The sequence below is a fragment of the Paraburkholderia sp. HD33-4 genome (assembly GCF_021390635.1).
Lineage (GTDB): Bacteria > Pseudomonadota > Gammaproteobacteria > Burkholderiales > Burkholderiaceae > Paraburkholderia.
Genome location: NZ_JAJEJS010000002.1, coordinates 230654 through 250154 on the forward strand (window position 1 = coordinate 230654; position 19501 = coordinate 250154).

The 19501-nt window shown below is 63.2% G+C and carries 20 protein-coding genes and 1 tRNA gene; 5 read left to right on the forward strand and 16 right to left on the reverse strand.

Annotation, left to right across the window (positions count from 1 at the left end):
• Window positions 1–63 precede the first annotated feature (63 nt).
• Entirely contained in the window at window positions 64–483 is a 420-nt protein-coding gene (locus tag L0U84_RS20945) for a MarR family winged helix-turn-helix transcriptional regulator (RefSeq protein ID WP_233852361.1), read from the forward strand.
• A gap of 95 nt (window positions 484–578) precedes the next feature.
• Window positions 579–1886: a chloride channel protein gene (locus L0U84_RS20950; protein ID WP_233852363.1), complete on the forward strand. Its 1308-nt coding sequence runs from the start codon at window positions 579–581 to the stop codon at window positions 1884–1886.
• A gap of 310 nt (window positions 1887–2196) precedes the next feature.
• Here the strand turns inward: L0U84_RS20950 and L0U84_RS20955 are convergent, their stop codons facing one another.
• Together L0U84_RS20955 and L0U84_RS20960 are read right to left on the reverse strand one after the other, a co-directional pair.
• Entirely contained in the window at window positions 2197–2586 is a 390-nt protein-coding gene (locus L0U84_RS20955) for a YunG family protein (RefSeq protein WP_233852364.1), read from the reverse strand.
• 267 nt (window positions 2587–2853) lie between these two features.
• Window positions 2854–4632, reverse strand: coding sequence for an arabinofuranosidase catalytic domain-containing protein (locus L0U84_RS20960; RefSeq protein ID WP_233852365.1), 1779 nt, complete (start codon window positions 4630–4632; stop codon window positions 2854–2856).
• Window positions 4633–4657: 25 nt separating this feature from the next.
• Here L0U84_RS20960 and L0U84_RS20965 point away from each other — a divergent pair, with 25 nt between their 5' ends.
• Window positions 4658–4897: a hypothetical protein gene (locus L0U84_RS20965; protein WP_233852366.1), complete on the forward strand. Its 240-nt coding sequence runs from the start codon at window positions 4658–4660 to the stop codon at window positions 4895–4897.
• Between the two features lie 393 nt (window positions 4898–5290).
• Here the strand turns inward: L0U84_RS20965 and L0U84_RS20970 are convergent, their stop codons facing one another.
• The 6 genes from L0U84_RS20970 to coxB form a co-directional block, all read right to left on the reverse strand.
• Window positions 5291–5992 (reverse strand): hypothetical protein, encoded by a 702-nt coding sequence (locus tag L0U84_RS20970; RefSeq protein WP_233852367.1) that lies wholly within the window; start codon window positions 5990–5992, stop codon window positions 5291–5293.
• Between the two features lie 20 nt (window positions 5993–6012).
• Window positions 6013–6783 carry a tetratricopeptide repeat protein gene (locus tag L0U84_RS20975; protein ID WP_233852368.1) on the reverse strand — a complete coding sequence of 257 codons (771 nt, stop codon included), beginning with the start codon at window positions 6781–6783 and terminating at the stop codon, window positions 6013–6015.
• A 176-nt stretch (window positions 6784–6959) separates the two neighbouring features.
• Window positions 6960–8285 carry a ferredoxin reductase family protein gene (locus tag L0U84_RS20980; RefSeq protein WP_233852369.1) on the reverse strand — a complete coding sequence of 442 codons (1326 nt, stop codon included), beginning with the start codon at window positions 8283–8285 and terminating at the stop codon, window positions 6960–6962.
• A 53-nt stretch (window positions 8286–8338) separates the two neighbouring features.
• The gene (locus L0U84_RS20985; RefSeq protein ID WP_018423781.1) at window positions 8339–8674 is read right to left on the reverse strand and encodes a hypothetical protein; all 336 of its coding nucleotides are present in this window, start codon (window positions 8672–8674) and stop codon (window positions 8339–8341) included.
• Entirely contained in the window at window positions 8671–11208 is a 2538-nt protein-coding gene (gene ctaD, locus L0U84_RS20990; protein WP_233852370.1) for a cytochrome c oxidase subunit I, read from the reverse strand. Before ctaD ends, L0U84_RS20985 begins: the two co-directional genes overlap by 4 nt.
• Complete coding sequence (gene coxB, locus L0U84_RS20995; RefSeq protein WP_233852372.1) at window positions 11205–11855, reverse strand: cytochrome c oxidase subunit II; 651 nt, start codon at window positions 11853–11855, stop codon at window positions 11205–11207. The genes ctaD and coxB overlap by 4 nt, the downstream gene beginning before the upstream one ends.
• A gap of 87 nt (window positions 11856–11942) precedes the next feature.
• On the opposite strand from coxB, the gene L0U84_RS21000 reads away from it, so the two are divergent.
• The gene (locus L0U84_RS21000) at window positions 11943–12455 is read left to right on the forward strand and encodes a DUF2231 domain-containing protein (protein ID WP_233852374.1); all 513 of its coding nucleotides are present in this window, start codon (window positions 11943–11945) and stop codon (window positions 12453–12455) included.
• Here L0U84_RS21000 and L0U84_RS21005 read toward each other — a convergent pair.
• The 4 genes from L0U84_RS21005 to L0U84_RS21020 form a co-directional block, all read right to left on the reverse strand.
• On the reverse strand, window positions 12419–12931 hold the full coding sequence (locus L0U84_RS21005) for a CopD family protein (protein ID WP_233852376.1): 513 nt from the start codon (window positions 12929–12931) through the stop codon (window positions 12419–12421). The genes L0U84_RS21000 and L0U84_RS21005 overlap by 37 nt on opposite strands.
• The gene (locus tag L0U84_RS21010) at window positions 12928–13653 is read right to left on the reverse strand and encodes a cytochrome c oxidase assembly protein (protein WP_233852378.1); all 726 of its coding nucleotides are present in this window, start codon (window positions 13651–13653) and stop codon (window positions 12928–12930) included. The genes L0U84_RS21005 and L0U84_RS21010 overlap by 4 nt, the downstream gene beginning before the upstream one ends.
• A 519-nt stretch (window positions 13654–14172) precedes the next feature.
• Window positions 14173–14826, reverse strand: a complete 654-nt coding sequence (gene yfcF / locus L0U84_RS21015; RefSeq protein ID WP_233852380.1) for a glutathione transferase — start codon at window positions 14824–14826, stop codon at window positions 14173–14175.
• Between the two features lie 74 nt (window positions 14827–14900).
• The gene (locus L0U84_RS21020; RefSeq protein ID WP_129956311.1) at window positions 14901–15098 is read right to left on the reverse strand and encodes a hypothetical protein; all 198 of its coding nucleotides are present in this window, start codon (window positions 15096–15098) and stop codon (window positions 14901–14903) included.
• 209 nt (window positions 15099–15307) lie between these two features.
• On the opposite strand from L0U84_RS21020, the gene L0U84_RS21025 reads away from it, so the two are divergent.
• A tRNA-Leu gene (locus tag L0U84_RS21025) sits at window positions 15308–15392 on the forward strand.
• A gap of 231 nt (window positions 15393–15623) precedes the next feature.
• On the opposite strand, the gene L0U84_RS21030 is transcribed toward L0U84_RS21025, so the two are convergent.
• The 4 genes from L0U84_RS21030 to gcvA form a co-directional block, all read right to left on the reverse strand.
• Window positions 15624–16643, reverse strand: a complete 1020-nt coding sequence (locus L0U84_RS21030; RefSeq protein WP_233852382.1) for a D-cysteine desulfhydrase family protein — start codon at window positions 16641–16643, stop codon at window positions 15624–15626.
• Window positions 16644–16721: 78 nt separating this feature from the next.
• On the reverse strand, window positions 16722–17918 hold the full coding sequence (locus L0U84_RS21035) for an aminotransferase class V-fold PLP-dependent enzyme (protein ID WP_233852384.1): 1197 nt from the start codon (window positions 17916–17918) through the stop codon (window positions 16722–16724).
• Between the two features lie 27 nt (window positions 17919–17945).
• Window positions 17946–18419: a RidA family protein gene (locus L0U84_RS21040; protein WP_233852386.1), complete on the reverse strand. Its 474-nt coding sequence runs from the start codon at window positions 18417–18419 to the stop codon at window positions 17946–17948.
• A 103-nt stretch (window positions 18420–18522) separates the two neighbouring features.
• Window positions 18523–19434, reverse strand: coding sequence for a transcriptional regulator GcvA (gene gcvA / locus L0U84_RS21045; RefSeq protein ID WP_233852388.1), 912 nt, complete (start codon window positions 19432–19434; stop codon window positions 18523–18525).
• Window positions 19435–19501: the final 67 nt, after the last annotated feature.

The window sequence follows — 19501 nt, forward strand, 5'->3', positions numbered from 1 at the left end:
CACGCTCGAAGCCGGCGCTCCGTGCGTGCTTTTAATTTTTGCCGTGAGCGAGTAACAACCGACATGAATCCAGTCAAAACCTCCAGACGTAAACTTCCGGGCAAGCGCGACCTCGAAGCAATGTCGGCATTCCGCTACGACCTGCGCAAATTTCTGCGCGCTTCCGAAGAGATCGCCAACGCCGCGGGCATCACCACGCTCCAATATCAGCTGCTGCTGCACGTGTGTGGCTTTCCTGATCGGCGATGGGCGACCGTCGGCGAACTCGCCGAGCGGTTGCAGGCGGCACCCAACGGCACCGCGGCGCTCGTGTCGCGCTGCGAAGCGGCGGGACTCGTGATGCGCAAACCCGATCCCGCCGATCGTCGCCAGGTCCAGGTCCATCTCACGTCCACGGGCGAGAGGTTCCTGCTCGAACTCGCGGCGCAACACAAGGCGATCTACGGTGCGTTCGGCTGGGTGTTCCACGGAGCGGAAAGCTAGCACTAGACTTCCCGCTCATGGACCGACGGATCGTGCCAGGCGCATGGATAATTTATGTCACAATGTGCCTTAAACGGCATTTTCCCGGCACTCCCATGCGATTTTCAACTCTTATCGACCGTCGAGCGATTCTGCGCGGACGGCGACGCTGGCTGTATTTTGGTGTTTTCTGGCTCGGTGCTGTCGTGACGGGGCTCGTCGCGGTCATGTACGCGCGGCTCATCGATTTCGGCTACGAGGTCTTTCTGCGAATGACCGCCCACAGCTGGTGGCTGCCGCTTCTCATCACCCCGGCCATCGCCGCGTTCAGCGTCTGGGCTACGCGCCGCTGGTTTCCCGGCTCGGAAGGCAGCGGCATCCCACAGGTCATTGCAACGCTGCACGATGTGCGCAAACTCGGCCCGCGTCTGCTCACGCTGCGCATTCTGGTCGGCAAGATCGCGCTGTCGTTCCTTGCGATCCTCGGCGGATTCACGATCGGCCGTGAAGGTCCGACGATTCATGTGGGCGCGGCACTGATGTTCAGCCTCCGGCGCTTCTACCCGGTACGGCTGCGCAGCATCCATGGCGTTGGTCTCGAACACCGGCTCGCGCTCGCGGGTGCGGCCGCCGGTCTGTCCGCCGCATTCAACGCGCCGCTCGCGGGCGTCGTCTTCGCGATCGAGGAACTCACGCGCAGCTTCGAGGCGCGAACCAGCGGCATCATCATCACGGCAATCATTTTTGCCGGCGTCGTTTCGCTGGCGCTGCAGGGCAACTATGTCTATTTCGGCACCATCGCGATCGGCGGCAATCTGCCCGATCTGCTGGTCGTCGCCGTCGTTCTGGTGGGCGTGATCACCGGGGTCGCGGGCGGCGTGTTCTGCTGGCTGCTGCTCAACACCGGCCGATGGATGCCCGCCCGGCTATTTGCGCTCCGAAGCGAAAATCCGGTGGCGTTCGGCGCGCTGTGCGGCCTGTTCATCGCCGCGATCGGCGTGGCGAGCGGCGGTAATCTGTTCGGCAGCGGCTATGCGGAAGCGCGCGGTATGCTCGAAGGCCATTCGCAGCTCGGTGCCGCGTATCCGGTGCTGAAGATGGCGTCGATGGTGGGCTCGTACCTGCCCGGCACTCCTGGCGGCCTGTTTGCGCCGTCACTGGCGATCGGCGCGGGCATCGGCAACGCGCTGCACATGATCTCCGGACAGATGCAGTTGCCAATGCTGATTGCGCTCGGCATGGTCGGCTATCTGGCCGCCGTCACGCAGAGCCCGATCACGGCGTTCGTCATCGTGATCGAAATGATCAACGGGCACGCGCTGGTGATTTCCTTGATGGCCACCGCGCTGATTTCGAGCCAGGTGTCGAAGCTGTTCGCACCGCCGCTGTATGAGGCGTTGGCTCGTCGGTATCTGCATCGCTGAGGGTTCAGGCGTCCGATCGGCGCTCCATTACCGATTTCACCGCAGCAAGCTCCTGCATCCTGCCCCACATTTATTTCGCTTCGAATGCTCTAGGACAATATCTTTCCGCCCTGTTTTGGCTTCACTATGGAGATCAGGCGTTACGACGCGACTCCACACGGAGCCGGCGTCCACCATTCGTGCCTGAAACGCGTGGGTGTTCGCTGCGCGGGCAGGGCATTCCGGGAAAGCAGGAAGTGGTGGGTTGAAGTGGCATCGCGTGGCCAACCGCGTATCGATGCGGTTCGGCCACGCGCGGTTGATCGAGCGTTTATTTCGGCTGGCTTTGGACGAGCCTCGACTTCAGCAATTCGTATTTCTCCCGCGACGTATCCGCCAACGCCGCCTCACGGCTCGAACGCGTATCGTCGAATGGAATCGGCTCGGCAAACTGGCTGACGGTCAGATCCCATCTCTTGCCGTCGATCAGGTTGTAGAAGTGCGTGCCGCCTGCCGTACGCGTCGTCAGGATCTCGCCGCCGAAGCAGTCTTGCACGATCAGAGACGTAACGCTGCAATGATTCTGCGCGGGATTCGTCGCCGACCATGCGTGGCTCGGGCTCGACGTATCGCCCGACCATACGTGAGCAAGGGCGCGGTAAAGATCGATGGGCGTCGCAAAGGTCTTCGATATGGCGGGCGTCTGTGCTTCCTGTGTCATGGCGGCAATCCTTCGTTCGATGAGCGGATCAGGTCGAGGAAAACAAAAAGCCCCGTCGTTGCCGGCGGGGCTTTCTGGCGCATGTCGCTGCGAATGATGTCTAGCGGCGTATGCGTATGCGAGTCCCCACAGGCAGTCCCACGCGGGCATGCGCATGATGATGCGTGGCGACGGTGTGGGTCGTGAGGGCTTGCATAGCGAGCGAGTGTGCCTTCAATTGCGCGACGCGTCAACGAATCATCGATGGCCGCGTCGCGCTGATGGTGCTTACGACTTCGCGCCGCTCAGGATCGCGAGGCTCGGGCAGTAGTGCGTCGCGCTCAGATACGCGGCCTGCTGCGAACGCACGCCCGCGCTGCTTGACGTGGGCGGGTCGATGAACACTTGCGCATTGTTCGATCCAGCCGGTGCGGTCAGCGTCATTGTCACTTTCCACCAGTTGCCCGATTTCACCGCGGTGAGCGCCGTCGCTTGCCCGCCGCCCCATGTGCCGCGCACGATCGCGCCGGTGTTCGTGTTCAGCACCCAGCCGAACTCGGTGCCGCTAGGGTCGTCGGTCTGGATCGAGCCGCCCGGGAACACCGTTGCGTTGGTGGTGGCGAGCACGTAGTCGGTGAACGTGTACGACTGGCCACCCTGCACTCGGATCACTTCGTGGATGTTCGACACGGCCGAACCGTTCGTGCTCGTGACCGTCGCGGCGCCGCGATCGACGCCGGAGATGTCGGTGGCGGGCACGGCGGTGCCGCCGTTCGACTGGAACCACGCATCCGGCGTCGCGAGACTGAGCGGCGAGTTGATCAGGTTGTTTGCATAGCAGGCCGACGCGGCCGCGTTGGTCGGCGGCCCGTAGAAGCTAGCGATGCTCGACTGGATTGCGTTGTCGGTCGTATCCGAGGTTGCCTTCGTGATGATCGCGCCTTCGAAGAACTGGATCGGCGCGGCACTACCGTCTCCGCCTTCGCCGAGCGACAGCCCGCCTTGCCATTGACCGTTGAATGCATGGCCGGCATCGTTGCCGAAAATCAGCGCTTCAGGCGGCGCCTGATCGAACAGCGACGTCAACACGCTTTGCGAAGCGGAACCGCCTTTGACCGCGAACAGATTCGACGCGGTGAGCGGCGAGTACTTCGACAGCACCGTGACGAACTTCTCTTTCGCCGGCTGCTGCGGACCGTACAGATAGACGCCGGCTTCGGCATCGACGCCCGGCCAGTTGGTATCGAGCGCGTTGCACACCGGGTCTTTCACGTTCGACGGCTGGATCGAGTCGCCGTCGCAATAGCCGAACACCGCCGCGTTGCCGTTCGAGAACGCGAGCGCGAACATCTCGCCTTCCACTTCGCCGTGCGCATAGGTGCTCGGATTCGCGCTGCTTTCCATGTTGCCGTAGGTGCCGCAGCAGGTCGACGACTGGCTGTAGTGCGCGCCGGCCACCATGTACTCGGCGATTTCGCTATCGCCGATCGACTGGTTCACCGTGCCGAAGCGTTTGCGATAGGCCTGGCCGGCCAGTGTGCCGAGCGCCGGAATCTGCACGCCGTTCGTCGTGACGAACGCGAGCTTCGTCGGAGTGCCGGCAAGCGCCGGCAAGTCGTTGCCGATCGTCAGTTGCTGCGTCGGCGCTTGTGCGGTCAAGGCGGTCGGCGGTTGCAGCAGTTGCACGGTCAGGGTGCCCGAGGTGCCCGGCAGCGTGATCGTCGCGAAGCCGTTGAGGACCGGCACGGTGGTCGTTTTGCTGCCGTTCTGTACGGTTAGCGATTCCGTGCCGTCCTGGTTCAGCGTCAGCGTCGCGGGGACATTGCCGAACGCGCCGTTTTTCAGCGGCGCGACCAGATCGATCTGATCGTAGATGTAGGTGACCGAGCAGGTCGTGTTGTTACAGAACGATTGCGTGCTCTGCACATTCGCCGAGCCGACCAGCGAGCGGTCGCCGCCTTTCAGCGTGGCGTTGGTGTACGGATAAACGTCGAGCGTCGTGTTGTCGGACGCGCGTTGAATCTGGAACAGTGGGCCCGTGTAGTTCTTCGTTAGCAGCCGGGTCACGCTGTGCGCCGCGGAGCAGGGTGTGTTGGCCGTGGCGGCGGCGTCGCAGGGCAGCGGGGTAGACGTCGAATTGTTGTTCGCCGATGCATTCGAATTCGATTGCGCTGCGTTGCTGGACGCCGCCGCGTTCGAAGCGGCCGCGTTCGCCACCGGCGATGCCGATACGCCGCTATTGTCGCCGTTACACGCGGCGAGTCCGACGGCCATCGCCAGCCAGACCGCCACTAATCCCATTCTTCTCGACATCATGACCTCCTCCTGTTGAACCGCTGATCGGTTGAAGATACTTAGTTGTACGGATCTAGATGGTTGCTTCGCACGAAAGCCGGCGGGGTCGGTGCCGAGCGCCCGGTAGGTAATAATATTAGTCAATAATATCGATTTGACGGCTTGGGGTAATCCCGCATGCGCGTTTTACGGAATTGAAAGAATCAAGCGTTGTGCGGCTTACGCGATCCGCATACGCCGGAGGCTTGACAGAATTATTACTAATATTTTGACGGACACGGCACGCCGAATGCTGGAGCGATGATGTCGCTGTGCACGCCGCGTGGAATCGGCGCGACGGCGTGAAGAGAGGGGATGGGAAATGAAAGTGATGCGCGGCGAATCAGGAATTAAACCGCGCCAGGCTTGCGTCGATGTGATTCAACGCAACTCAACCGCCGGACAGCACCGTGTCCTCGATTTCATAGCGTTCGTTACCGACTGAAATCAGATTGATGCCGGCATGCTTGCGCGTCAGCGTGTCGCCGGGCATCGGCCGATCGCTCGCGGACGCGGCTGTGCCCATCACCCGCCCGTTGACGCCGAAGAAAATCGCCCGCGTCGTGCCGTCGGGCCAGTAGACCACGACCGTGGTCGATCGATCGCTGTGATGCACGACGCCGAACTTGCACATCGTTTTGATCTGTCCGTTGCCGCGCTCGCACGGGAGTGTGCCGCTCGCGCTGAGCGGCGATTCCTTCACGGGCGCGGGGCCGTTCTGCGAGCCGGCCTGAGCGCTTTCAGTCGAAATCGAAATCAGCGTCACGCCATCCGCTTCGCCGACCACGCGCGCGTGCCGCTGATGCCCGAGGATCGCGTGCACGGCGGCGCTGTCGCGCGAGCCGGGACAGCCGACCAGCATCGCCAGATGGTCGAGATAGTTCGCGGTCGCGGCCGACTCGCCGAGCCGCCGGCAGGCATCGCCCGAGTGCGGATAGCCATCGCCGAGTACGACGAACGACTCGGGCCATTCGAACGGGTTCTCCGTGCCAGCGGCGTGCGCGGAAGTCGACGCGCCGCCGCTGGCACCGAAAGAAACCGCCGCAATCGCGGCGTACAGCGCCGAAGCAAAAGATCGGGTCGGCCGTTGCATCGAAGTTCTCCTCCGCTCACTTACGTTCTGGCCGCACCCGCCGCCAACGCGGCCTGCGCCCGCTGCAGCCACTCGCGATTATGTTCGCGCGCGTGACGCGGCCAATGTTTGGCGTCCTGCACGATTTCCGCATAGAGCGCGCCGGCGCGGCGGCGGTCCGCGTCTTCCGGCTGCGCGGCGAGCCAGTCGGCGAACAGGCAGCGCGGCGCGACGTCGGTTGCGCAGGTCAGCGCGTGTTCGAATGCCGCGCGTGCGCCCGGCGCGTTCAGCGCGGCCAGCGTGCGCGCATACAGCAGCGCCGGCTCGCCCTGATTGCGCGCGTGCGGATTCACCGAGAACAGAGTCGCCAAGGTCGCATCGGCGGCCGGGGAGTTGCCGAGCGCGAACTGCGAGCGCGCGAGGCCGAGCAGTAGCGCGGGATCGTTCGCAAATGGGCCGTTCGCGGCGGCCTGGAAATGTTCGAGCGCTTCGCGCGGATTGCCGGCCGCGAGCAACGCCTCGCCGAGCCGCATCCGATGCTGCACGGTCGGCGCGCGTTCGAAAGCGGCGCGCGCTTCACGCAGCGCACGATTCGGATCGACGAATTGCGTGATCGCCTGGGTGGCCACGCGCGCGCCGCGCGAATGGCGCAGACCCGGCAGATAGATCGCGAAGAAATACACGATGCTGCCGAGCAGCGGAAAGGCAAACAGAATGAATAGCCAGTAGATGCCCTGGTTATTGCGCATCGCGTGGACGGCGAAAAAGATCGCGATAAATACGTGAAGACCAATTCCAAAGAAGTAGGGCATATCGATTCAACCTTCGAGCATGAGGAAAAGCGCGCCGCGAGCCCGTCATGAGCGTAACCGGGCGTTAATGCGGCGAACCGACCCGCAGATACGCGAAAAGAAGCGATAACGCCACGACGATCACACCGGTGGCAACGACGAGACGATTGGCTAGCAGTCGACGCATCGCAAGTCTCCTAGACGAAACTGTAGCGTTCGGAATGGTAGCGGATGCGCGGCACCTTCATTTCGCCGAGCGCCGTTTCGATCGCATCCATCATCGGGTCCGGGCCGCAGATGAAGTACTCGTGATCGGCGAACCTGGGCGGCAGATGTCGCTGGAACATCGCGGCGTCGATGCGCCCGGTTTCGCCGCTCCAGCCTTTGGGCGGGTCCGACAGCACATAGACGATGCGCAAATCTAGCCGCGTCTTGAGCGCATCGAGTTCCTCGCGGAAAGTCAGCGAATCCCAGCTCTTGCCGCCGTACAGTAGCACGAGCGGACGTCGGTCGCCGCGATCGGCGAGCGTGCGGATCATGCTCATCATCGGCGTGATGCCGATGCCGCCGGCGATCAGCACGTGCATGTCGGTCGGATGGCCGATCGTGAATGCGCCATACGGTCCGTCCAGATACACGCGCTGACCCGCCTCGATCGTCTTCACCTGGCTCGTGAAATCGCCGAGATTGCGGATCGTCATTTCGACGCGGCCATTCGCGGCCTCGGCGCTCGACGAGAACGAAAAAGGATGTCCGGTGATCCTGAACGGGCTGCCCCACACGTTGAGCCAGCCGAACTGGCCGGGCTTGAAGCGAAAGCCTGCGTGGCCGTCGGGTTGCATCACGAGCGTCGTGGTGTCGCCGCGTTCGGCGCGCACTTGCGCGATCCGGTACGGACGCCTGAGCATGAAGAGCGGCTTGAACAGACGCACGTACAGCAGCAGCGCGATCCAGAATAACGTCATGCAGATCCACAGCGTGCGCTTGAACGGATCGGTCAGATAAAAGCCCCAGCCGATCATATGCAACACGCCGCCAAAGATCGCGACGAGCGCGAGCCCGATATGCGACAGATGCCAAAGTTCATAAGGGATCTTCAGCTGCCTGCGCCACAGCGCGGTGATCACCAGCACGATCACCGAGCCGATCGACAGGAACGCGAACCACGCGCCCCACGGCACCTCGAGCAGCGAGTCGGGCATCGCGACCTTGTCCGAGCGGATCGCGAACAGAATCAGCGGATGCACGACGACGAGGCCGACCGCGAGCAGCGATACGCGTCGATGGAAATGGTAGATGACGTCTTCGCCCCACGGCTCGGTCACGTGACGAAACCGCGCCGTGAGACCGAATTGCAGGCCCATCATCGCGAGGCCGGAGTAGCCGAGCGCTACCGAGAATTCGGTGCCGAAGTTGCGCGCGGGCGGCAGCGTGCCGGTCAGCAGCGCAAACAGCGGCGCGAGAATGAACAGTAGATAGATGATCGACCAGATGGCTTTGCGCGCGAGATCTCGAGATTGCATCGGATGCTTCTCCATGCCGGGGTGCGGCGGCCCCGCTCGCGCTCGGTCCGCGCTCAGACGCAGGTAGTGAGCAGAAGTGCGGGCCCGAACGTGATCACGGTCGCGACCAGCGCCGCGATCAGGGTCCAGACGACGACGGTATGCATGAACGAGCTGATGCGTTCGGGTCCAGGGTCGCGGGTCGCGGCGCGATAGCGCCATAGCCAGCCGATCGCGATCAGATGCAGCAGCAGAATGATCGCGAGACTCGCGCGCAGCGGCCCGGTCGGCCACGCGAACGCGCAGCCGATCGCGTGCAGCGCATACAGGATCACGAATGCGAGACACCAGATCGTGAAGCCGACGGCGAGCCACCACAGGCGCCGTGGCGAAAGCGGGCGCGCATTCATGGTCTGGCTCCCAGCATGGCGACGAGGCTCGGCAGCGCGAGCACGAGTCCGAGCGCGATGATGCCCGTCGCCAGCGTGTAATCGACCCACAGGCGCGTGAGGCGCAAATCGGTCAGGCGGCGCGCGGACACGAAGCCTGCGCCGACCCGCAGCACGTTGCTGATCAGGAACAGCAGGCCGACGCCCGCGTGAACCGCGATATACGTGAGCAGCGCCGCGGCCGTCGCGCCGAGCGCATGCTCGCGCGGATTCGGCGTCACGCCGCTGATCAGCATCACGCAGGCGGCGAGCGCAACGATCAGCGCGATCGCGGTGAGCCCGATCGTGCCGTGCGGTTTGCGCTCGGCGGCAGCCGCCCGCAACGAGCCACGCGTGGCGGCCGCGGCCACCGCGAGCGCGACGACCGCGACGAGTGCAAGCAGACGGTTCGGATGCGGCGCGACCGCGGCCGGCCAGTTCGGCGCGGCGATCCAGAGATAGAACGTGCCGAAGATCAGCGAGGTGAACAGCGTGCCGTTCGCGACCAGCGCGCAGATCAGCGAAAGCCATGACGGCGCGCCGGCCACCTCGGTATGCGGCGGCACGCTGACGCCGCGGCCGACCGGCAGCGCGCCATAATCGCGCGCGTGGCCCGCGCTCTGGCCCGCGTAGATGAAGAGGCCGAACGTCACGATCGCGAATGCGACCGACAGCAGATAGAACTTGAACAGCATCGCGAGCACCGCCGCGGCCGTCACGAGCGCGGTGACGAGCGGCAGATAGGTCGAGTTCGGCAGCACGATCAATTGCTCGGGCTCGCCCGAGGTCATATGCACGCCTAGCGTCTCCTGCCAGCCATTGCGTGTGAAGCCAAGATAGCCTTCGCCGCGCGCGAGCGAGGTCGCTAGCTGGCCCGGGGGTACCTTTTCGGTTTCGGCGTCGATGTGCGGGATCGACGCGAACGCGTACGGTGCGGGCGGAATCGGCATCGCCCATTCGAGCGTGGTCGAGTCCCACGGATTGCGCCGCACACGCTGGCCGAAACGCAGTTGCACGATGATGTCGATCACGACGAGCGCGAAACCGATCGTCATCACGAAGCTGCCCACCGACGACAGCAGATTGAGCCAGTTCCAGCCTTCATCGCCGCTATAGGTGAAGACGCGCCGCGGCATGCCGAGCAGGCCGGTCAGGTGCATCATGAAGAACGTCATGTTGAAGCCGATGAACACGAGCCAGAACGCCGGCACGGAAAGTTTATGCACGGCGGTGCGCCCGGTCAGCAGCGGTAGCCAGTAATAGAACGCGGCGAGCATCGGAAACGCGAGCGCGCCCGCCACCACGTAGTGCATATGCGCGACCACGAAGTAGGTGTCGTGCGCCTGCCAGTCGAACGGCACGATCGCGAGCATCACGCCTGTGAGGCCGCCGCACGTGAACACGAAGAAGAAGCCGAAGATGTACAGCATCGGCACGTCCCAGCGGGGGCGGCCGTGTGACAGCGTGGCGAGCCACGCGAAGAACTGGATCGCGGTGGGCACCGCGACGATCGCCGAGCCCGCCGAGAAGAACGCGAGCGCGAGATGCGGAATGCCCACCGTGAACATGTGGTGAACCCAGATGCCGAAGCTCAGGAACGCGAGCGCGATGATCGCGACGACGATCGTGCGATAGCCGACCAGCTTGCGGCGCGCGAACACCGGAATCATCGTCGACAGGACGCCGGCCATCGGCAGGAAGATGATGTACACGTCCGGGTGGCCGAACAGCCAGAACAGATGCTGCCAAAGCAACGGATCGCCGCCGCGGGTCGGATCGAAGAACGGCAGGTTGAACGCGCGCTCCACTTCCAGCAGGATCGAGCCGAGAATAAGCGGCGGAAACGCGACGATCATCATCATCGCGGTGACGAGGATGTACCACGCGAAGATCGGCATGCGATCGAGCGACATGCCGGGCGCGCGCATCTTCAGGATCGACACGACGATTTCCATCGCGAGCGACAGCGCCGAAATCTCGACGAACGTGATGCCGAGCAGCCAGACGTCGGCGTTCAGCCCCGGCGTGTATACGTTGGAGCTGAGCGGCGTGTACATGAACCAGCCGCCGTCGGGTGCACTGCGCAGAATCAGCGACACGGTCAGGATCGTGCCGCCGAACAGATAGCACCAGTAGCCGTAAGCGGTCAGGCGCGGAAACGCGAAGTCGCGCGTGCCGAGAATCTTCGGCGTCAGATAGACCGCGAAGCTTTCGACCATCGGGATCGCAAACAGGAACAGCATCATGGATCCATGCATCGTGAAGACCTGGTTATAGGTCTCCACGTCCATGAAGGCCGCATGCGGTGTGGCGAGTTGCACGCGCGTGAGCATGCCGAGAATCCCGGCGATCGCGAAGAACACGAACGACGTGATCATCATGCGCATGCCGAGGACCGTATGGTTGACCGCGGCCAGCTTCTGCACGCCCGGCCCGGTGGCCCAGATCGCGGCAAGCTGGCGATGCAGCCGCAGCGCGGTGATGCCCTGTGACGGCGGCTCGACGGGCACACTCATTTCTTCACCTCCCCGTTGGCGGCGGCGCTTTTGACAGCAGCCGGAAAATCTTCCGGGCGATCGACGATCACGGTGAAGTGCATCCCCGCGTGACCGATGCCGCAAAACTCGTTGCATTGTCCGGCGTACTGGCCGGGCTGATCGGCCTCGATGCGCAGCAGGTTGTGGTGACCCGGAACCGCGTCGATCTTGCCCGCGAAGCGGGGGATCCAGAATGCGTGCACCACGTCCATGCTGGTCACGGCGATGTCGACCGGCGTGCCCGCGGGTAGATGCAGCACGTTCTCGGTTTCGACGTTGCCGAGTTCCGGATAGCGGAAGGTCCAGCGCCATTGCTGGGCGATCGCCTCGATGCGCGCGGGCGCATGCGCGCGCAGCGGCAACAGCAATTCGCCCGCGTAGAGCGCGTAGCAGACTAGCGGGATCAGGATCACTGCCGGCAGGACCAGACCGCCGAGCACGATCCAGCGCGCGGGCGACACGTGCGAGCCCCAGCCGGGCCGGAAGACCGTCATCAGAAACAGCGCGAGCACCATCGCGAACAGGATCGCCGCGCCCGCCAGCATCACCCACCACAATCCGGCGATCGATGCGGCGGCCGGGCCCGACGGCTCGAGCGTCGACAGCGGCCCGGTGCAGCCGGACAACGCGGCGAGCGATCCTGCTTGGACCGCCAGGCGCAAGCAGCTATGATGGTTTGCACCACCAGGCATTCGACGCGAGGGCACACCGCCATGGCAAACAAAGGCAATGCTGGAAGCGAGACGCGCAGCGAAGTGACGCTCGAGCTGCTGCGGCTCGACAAGGGATCGGTGGTGGCGCTCGTCGGCCATCCGATTCACGTGATGATGGTGCACTTCCCGATCGCATTCGTCGTCGCGACCTTGGGCGTCGACGTGATCTACTGGTGGACGGGCGACCCGTTCTGGATTCGCGCCGGCCTGTGGGCTGCCGGTTTCGCGTTCTGGAGCGGCGTGGCCGCGAGCGTGGTCGGCACGGCCGAGCTGTTGCTGGTGCGCGGTATCCGCCTGAAGGAGGCGAGTTGGTCGCATGCGGTCGCCGCGATGACGCTCGTCGCGCTCGCCGGAGCGAACTGGGGTGTGCGCCTTTTTTACCCCGACGAGATCCTGCCGCATGGGCTCGTGCTGTCGGTGCTCAGCTCGGTGATGACGGGCTTCGCCGGCTGGCATGGGGGCAAGCTCGTGTTCGATCATGGCGTGGGGATTCTCGTTTCGCCGAAGGAGTGATGCAGCCAGCGGCCAAGTCCGCCTGGCTCGAACAGATGCGGGGCAAGCAGGTTCGAGTCGATGTGGGGCTTGGCCAGCACGATCCAGATGATCGCGACGATCACGAACAGATAGGCGATGGTCAGCGCGATCGCCGAGGCGCGGCTGAAGCGGCCGTCGGGCAGATACAGATCGTGCAGTACGAGGCCGGCGAGTACGTGCAGCATCGCCATGATGCCGACGAACACCATCTTCGCGGTGAACCACTCCACGAACGTCGCCTGCAGAAAAATCAACACGGTGCCGCTCGCGATCGCAACGAAAGCGGCGGGCGAGGTCAACTCCACGAACACGAGACGCGTGATGCGATGCAGCCGGTCGAGCTCGCTACCGGCCGCAAGCCCGCGGCGTTGCAAGAACAGATACGGCAGCACGATCAAGCCGCCCGACCAGATCGCGATCGCGGCCAGATGAATGAACTTCAGAAGGGTCGTCACAGTGCGGGCTCTCTGACGCGCAGGCTTGACCAGACGAGCGAAAGTCCTGCCGCGAGATAAGGGATCATCGCCAGTACCCACATCAACAGTCCGGCGAGTTGCTGGTCGGCGAGCGGGGTGAGCCCCCACGCGGCGGTGGTCGCGAAGTGCACGACGTAGAGCGGCACCGGCGCGAACACGATCAACGCGCCGAGTAGACCCATATGGCCGATCGTCGCGACGAGTGCCATTAGCGCGGGGCCGGTGGGCAGCGTCGGCGAGAAGATGCTGCGCCACATCAGCCATGCACTGCCGAGCAAGGTGAGCTGCATCAGCCAGTATCCGGGTACGGTCGACAGTCCCCACGCATAGGGTCCCGGCGCATGCCACAGCCAGATGATCACCGCATGCGCGGCGACCACCGGCACGAGCGGCGGATGCGCGAGGCGCGGTAGCGGAAACGCAAAGGCGAGCAGCGGAGCGACGGCAGCGATCAGAATGATGTGATGAGTGACGCGCGCGGAGAACAATGCCGAAGACAACGCGCAGAGGGGCGATACGAACACGACGACCATCAGTGCGATGGCGACCCATCCCGCCCGTGCATTCGCCGAGCGGCCGCTAGCCACGATCCATACGAGCGCCGCGAGCGCGACGAGCAATGGCGGGTCTGTATTCCAGCGCAGCCACAAGCTTTCGGGGACAGCCGCGGGACCACAGTATGCGACAGGAAAATATGGCATGGCGCGATGTCTTCAACGAGTCCAGGTGCTTCATTAGTACACGCAAGCAAAACGCGTGGCACAAAACACCTTTGAATTGTCGGGACGGCTCACGATCCAACTGATCGCTCACGTACTCTAGCGCAAATAAACTGTTTAGGGACGGCTATTTGAAATTTGTAAGTCCTTGCGTGACAGAATGTTTGCAATTTGTCACTCGCGGATTTTTGCGGACCGCATTAACGCTGCTGTAATGGCGACGATAAGATTGCTATGGTGCGGCGCAATACTTGAGGGCTATCCCGCCCGGCGTACTATGATGAAAGCATGTGACGGAGGCCCGCCATGTTTCATGATCCCATTCGGATTCCGGCAATGATCGAATTGACATTGCTTGCAATCGTGCTGATCGTCGTCAGTATCGTTCGCGCGAGGCAGCAAAGGGAGCGGGCGCGCAATCGCGCAATGACGGAGCAGCGAAGATCGGAGAAAACGCGAATGTAATATTCGCGTTTTCTGCATCTTTTAATGTTTTCGTATTCAGATATTTTGCTGGTCTTTGCCAAGCGGTGGTCGCTCCAGTTGGAGCCACTGCTGAACGCTGGCACGCTGCCATTGTCGGTTGGCGTATTCCTTGAGCCTGTGCGGAACCGGATCGCCATTCAGAACCAGGCGATTGAGCATCAATGCGAGGTCCGTATCCGCGATACACCAGTCACCGAACAGATTTGCCGAGTGAGTTGCGAGCAATGCATCGGTGGCGGCGAAGAGTTTGTGTGCCGCTTCCTGTGCGCTCGCGGAAAGCGGGCCGCCGCGCGATCCGCAGAACACGACTTCGGTGGAACGCTCCTCGCGAATCGGCAGCAGATCGCTGCGCAACCAGGCCTGCACCTGGCGCGCTCGCGCGCGCAGACGCCGATCTTGCGGATAGACCGGCGTATCCGGGAAAGTCTCGTCGAGGTATTCGGCGATCGCCGACGACTCGGATAACGCAAAGTCTTCGTGTATCAGTGTCGGCACCCGCCGCGTCAATGAACGGGCCGCATACTCCGTTGCCTGATTCGCTTTGCTCGCGAGATCGACGCTCGACAGGTCGAACGGCAAGCACTTCTCGCGCAGGGTCACGAAGACGGACATCGCGTAGGGGCTCGCGAATTGGGCGTCGGTGTAGAGGTGGAGGGAGTGATGTCGCACAGGGTCTCCGTTTTCCTTGGTCAACGATGTCGGGCTTCGAATACTAACTGCTCGTCCGTCGCCGCGCGGCCTTTTCACCAATGCGGATTGGCCATCTCGCAGGCGAGCAGGCAGCCCAACGCCGACACGGTGCCGACCGCGCCCAGACCAAAGCCTACGGCAAGGTTCTCCGTCGTCGTTGCGCAGCCCTGCAGCAGGGATATCGACGTTAGCAGCGAGGCGAGAAGAAGACGATGCCGAAGTCGGGAAGAAGACGTGCGTCGTGGTGACATGGTGTGTTCGCCGTGGAGGGCGCTCTTTCAGCGCATCAGCGTGCGAGCATAGCGGCCCGCCATTTGCCGCATTTCTCGGATTAGCGGTCCACAAGCGTCAGGCCTTACGAGCTATTGCCAGGCGTCGGGCAGCGCTTTAATCGGCCGCCGAACAAAATCACGGGAGGGGCTTCAAAAAAATAATCTAGCTGATACAATGGCGCCCCTCTGCCCAGGTGGCGAAATTGGTAGACGCACTATCTTGAGGGGGTAGCGCCGAAAGGCGTGTGGGTTCAAATCCCGCCCTGGGCACCATTTCGAATCATCGCGAATCGTTGCGAATGGTCGATTCGAATCTTCGAGCGCTTTCTTCAGTCTCAGGCGCTTTCTTCAGACAACGGCGGCTGTATCAGGCCATCGCATCGTCTTCGCTTCTTCCGCTATTCACTTTCGTCGCGCTTCTGCGATCTCCTTTCCCGCTTGCCTCACGATTACGCGCGGCAGGAACGCGAGGCAATCGGTCTCCTGCAATACCTGCAGATTCGATCAGAACTCGTTCCGGTAGGCAAATAGGCCGGGAAGTCCGCCGCTCATGACGAATAGAACCTTCTGTCCGGCGGGATACTTCCCGGTACTCACGTTTTCGACAAGACCCGCGAATGCCTTGCCGCTATACACAGGATCGAGCAACAGACCTTCCGTAGAGGCCATCAGCCGAACGGCGGCACGCATGTTATCGGTCGGAATGCCATAGCCGGGTCCAAGCTGCGCTTCATCGATCGAGATGGCGTCGGCACCCACGCGCAGGCTTGGGTCGATCAGTTGCAGCGTCTGGTTCGCTTTGTCCAAGGTAACCGAGTGCGCGTGGCCCGCGTTCGCCAATACCGTGAATGCGGCAATGCGCGACGGGTCCAGACCCAGCGCGACAAACCCCGCGACCAGTCCCGCGTGCATACCGCCGCTGCCGTTTGGCACCACGATACGATCGAAAGTCACGTTTTGCGCGTGAGCTTGCGCGACGATTTCAGCGGCACAGTCCGCGTAGCCGAGGCAGCCGGCCGGGCTCGAACCGCCCAACGGACACACATACACGTTACGGCCCTGCGCTCGCAACTCGTTCGCGCGTTCCTCGGCGAATTGCAGTGCGTTGGCCGTGCCGGGAAGATCATGTATGCGCGCGCCGAATAGCGCATCGAGTAGCACGTTGCCGTTCTCCACATAGTCGTGGTCGGAACGTGGCACGGCTCTCGTCAGTACCAGTTCGCATTGGAGTCCGACGCGAGCCGCCGCGGCCGCCGTCAGGCGCGCATGGTTCGATTGACGCGCGCCGACGGTAATGATGGTGTCCGCGCCACGCGCGAGCGCTTCGCCGATCAGGAATTCGAGCTTGCGCAACTTGTTGCCGCCGCCACCCAGGCCCGTCAGATCTTCTCGTTTGACGTAGATGTCCGCGCCGCCGAGTCGAGCGCTCAGACGAGCAAGGTGCTGAATTGGCGTCGGGCCTTCGAGAAGCGCATGGCGCGGAAACTTCGATAAATCGAGGCGGTGCGATGAGGCGGAGTTCATGTTCGTGTGCGGGCGTTTGAGTTGAACGAGACGTTTCCATTCACTTGACAGACGCAAAGTTCTCTTCGACTTGAGTGCTCAATGCGTCAACGTTCGTATTCCTGCCAGTAATTTATCAACTTCGGCGTCGGTGGTCAGATAGCTGACCGATGCACGCGCGATCTGTGTCAGCCCCCGGCTGGTCATATCGAATGGCGTGTACGCAACGCCATTCGAGCCGATCGTGATGCCCTGTGCCGCCAACGCGCGTCGCACCGACATGGCATCGAGTCCGGCGAGGTTGAACGACACCAGACCGGATCGCTCGACACCCTGGTCGAGCACGGCCACGCCCGGCATCGTGGCCAACCGCTCGCGCAATGTTTGCGCGGTCCGATCGATCTGCGCGCGGATGTTGTCGATGCCGATTTCCAGCGCTTCGTCCAATGCATTCGCCAATCCGCAATGCAGCGCAATCGATGCTTCAGATGATTCGAAACGCACGGCATCGTCGCGCAGTGCCGGTTCGCCATTGGCGTCGAGCGGTGCTGAATACGTGTCGACGAAGGCCGGCGTCAAGCGGGGCAGAAAATCTTTCCGGACGTATAGCAGGCCGGTGCCACGCGGCCCACGCAGCGCCTTGCGGCCGGCGCCCGCCAGCACATCGCAGCCGACTTCGAGGACGTCGATCGGCAGTTGCCCGACGGCCTGCGCCGCATCGACGAAATACGCAATGCCGTGACGGCGTGCTATCTGCCCAATCGCGGCGGCCGGATTGATCAATCCGCCATTGGCCGGCAGCCACGTGAGCGCAATCAGTCGGACCCGATCGTCGAGCATCGCTTCGAGCGCGCGAGGATCGACCCTGCCGCTGGCATCGGAAGGAATCGTCTCGATCGACGCGCCCGCGCGCTGCGCCACGAGACGCATCGTCGCGAGATTGCCGCCCCATTCGTGCCGCGCAACGAGGATGCGTTGCCCTGCGCGCCACGGACCCAAGGCCGCGAAAGCCGCGCCCCAACCCGGCGAGTTGCCCGTCGTCAACGCGATCTCGGCGGGCTGAGCATTCAGCAGGCGGGCGGCGAGCGTACGCGCCCGCTCGGTCTGTTGGCTGGCAGCCGCGCCCGCTTCCATCGGTCCCATCGACGCTTCGCGCAACAGATGCGCGTGAATCGCTTCGAGTGTCGCAGCCGACGGCAGCGACGCGCCCGCATGATTGAAATGCGTGGTGCTGCGAACACCGGGTGTGCGCGCGCGCATTGCGTCGATGACGGCAGGCGACAGCGGAGAAGACATTGGCGGCTCCGAGTATATGAGTTGAATTCAGGCGTTCTTCAGCGCGACAACCGCTTCGACTTCGACGGCGACCCCCGCCGGCAGCGACGCAACACCCACCGCGCTGCGTGCGTGACGGCCCGCGTCGCCGAAGATCCGCACCATTACATCCGACGCGCCATTGGCAATCGTGCTTTGAGCACTGAACGCCGGCGTGCTGGCGATGAATACGTTCAGGCGCACGACGCGTGCCACGCGCTCGAGCCGGTCGTCCGTCGCCGCGACGATCTGTGCGACGACACCGAGCGCCGACAGCCGCGCGGCCCGAGCGCCTTCGTCGTCGCTGATATTGTCGCCGAGACGCCCGAGATACGCAGGCTGTCCGTCATTGCGCGAAATCTGACCAGATATGTAGAGCAGATTGCCTTCCTGCACGAAGGGCACGTAATCGGCGGCGGGTGCCGACGCGGATTCGAGCGTCAGACCGAGGCTGGCGGCGCGGGCGGTAATCGAAGAGGTCATCAGAGGCGTACCGTTTGGTGACGAGAAGGCTTCGATGCTATTGATTCGCGCCGGGTGTGACCAACGAATATTCTTGCTCGACGCATGAGCCAAACTAATGCGTTCACGCAAGCCGGTCCTGCTGCGCCGTTTGCATGATCCACGAGCGGAATGCGCTTGCGGCGGCGTCGAGCTTGCCTTTGCGCGTGACGAGCCACCAGCCGATGCGCGGATCGTCGAGCACCGCGTCAGGCAGCGCCGGCACCAGCGAGCCTTGCGCGAGCTGCTGCGCGATCAGTCGATGACGGCCCATTGCGACGCCTTGTCCGGCGAGCGCCGCTTCGACGACGATGTTGTAGTCGTGCAATTGCACGTGTTGCGCGTCGCCGAGATCGAGACCGGCATGGCGCGACCACGCTTCCCACTCGAACGAATGCGTCGAATACGAAGTCAGCAACGGAAAGCGCAGCAGGTCCAATGGTTTGCGTGGACGCTTTCTGCTTGCGATCAGCGACGGACTGCATACCGGCGAAAGACGCTCGGACATCAGCTTTTGCGAACTGACGCCGGGCCAGCCGCCACGCCCATAGCGGATCGCCACCTCGACTTCGCCGCCCGACACATCGGCGAGTGCGATGTCCGGCCGCAATCGCAGGTCGACTTCGGGATGCGCGAGCGGGAAAGCATGCAGGCGCGACGCGAGCCAGCGACTCGCGAATGAGGACAGCAGGCCGACGTTCAACGTCTTGCGTTCAGGGGAGAATGCGCGGACTTCGCTGGTGCCAAGCCGCAGCAGTTCAAAGGCCGCGTGGACTTTCGCGTAGTACGCACGGCCCTTCTCGGTGAGTTCAATGGCGCGCGTTTGGCGTTCGAATAGCGCGATGCCCAGATCGGCTTCGAGCTTCTGGATCTGGTGGCTGACCGCGCTTTGCGTCACGAACAGTTCTTGCGCCGCGCGGCTGAAACTGAGGTGCCGCGCGGCAGCTTCGAAGGCGCGCAGCGCAAGGAGAGGGGGTAAGGGGCGGGCGGTGCGCATCGAATCGGGCGATAACGGCGTGAGCGAAGTCTGCCGTTATACGCCTGAAGCGCCGCAAATAGAACCC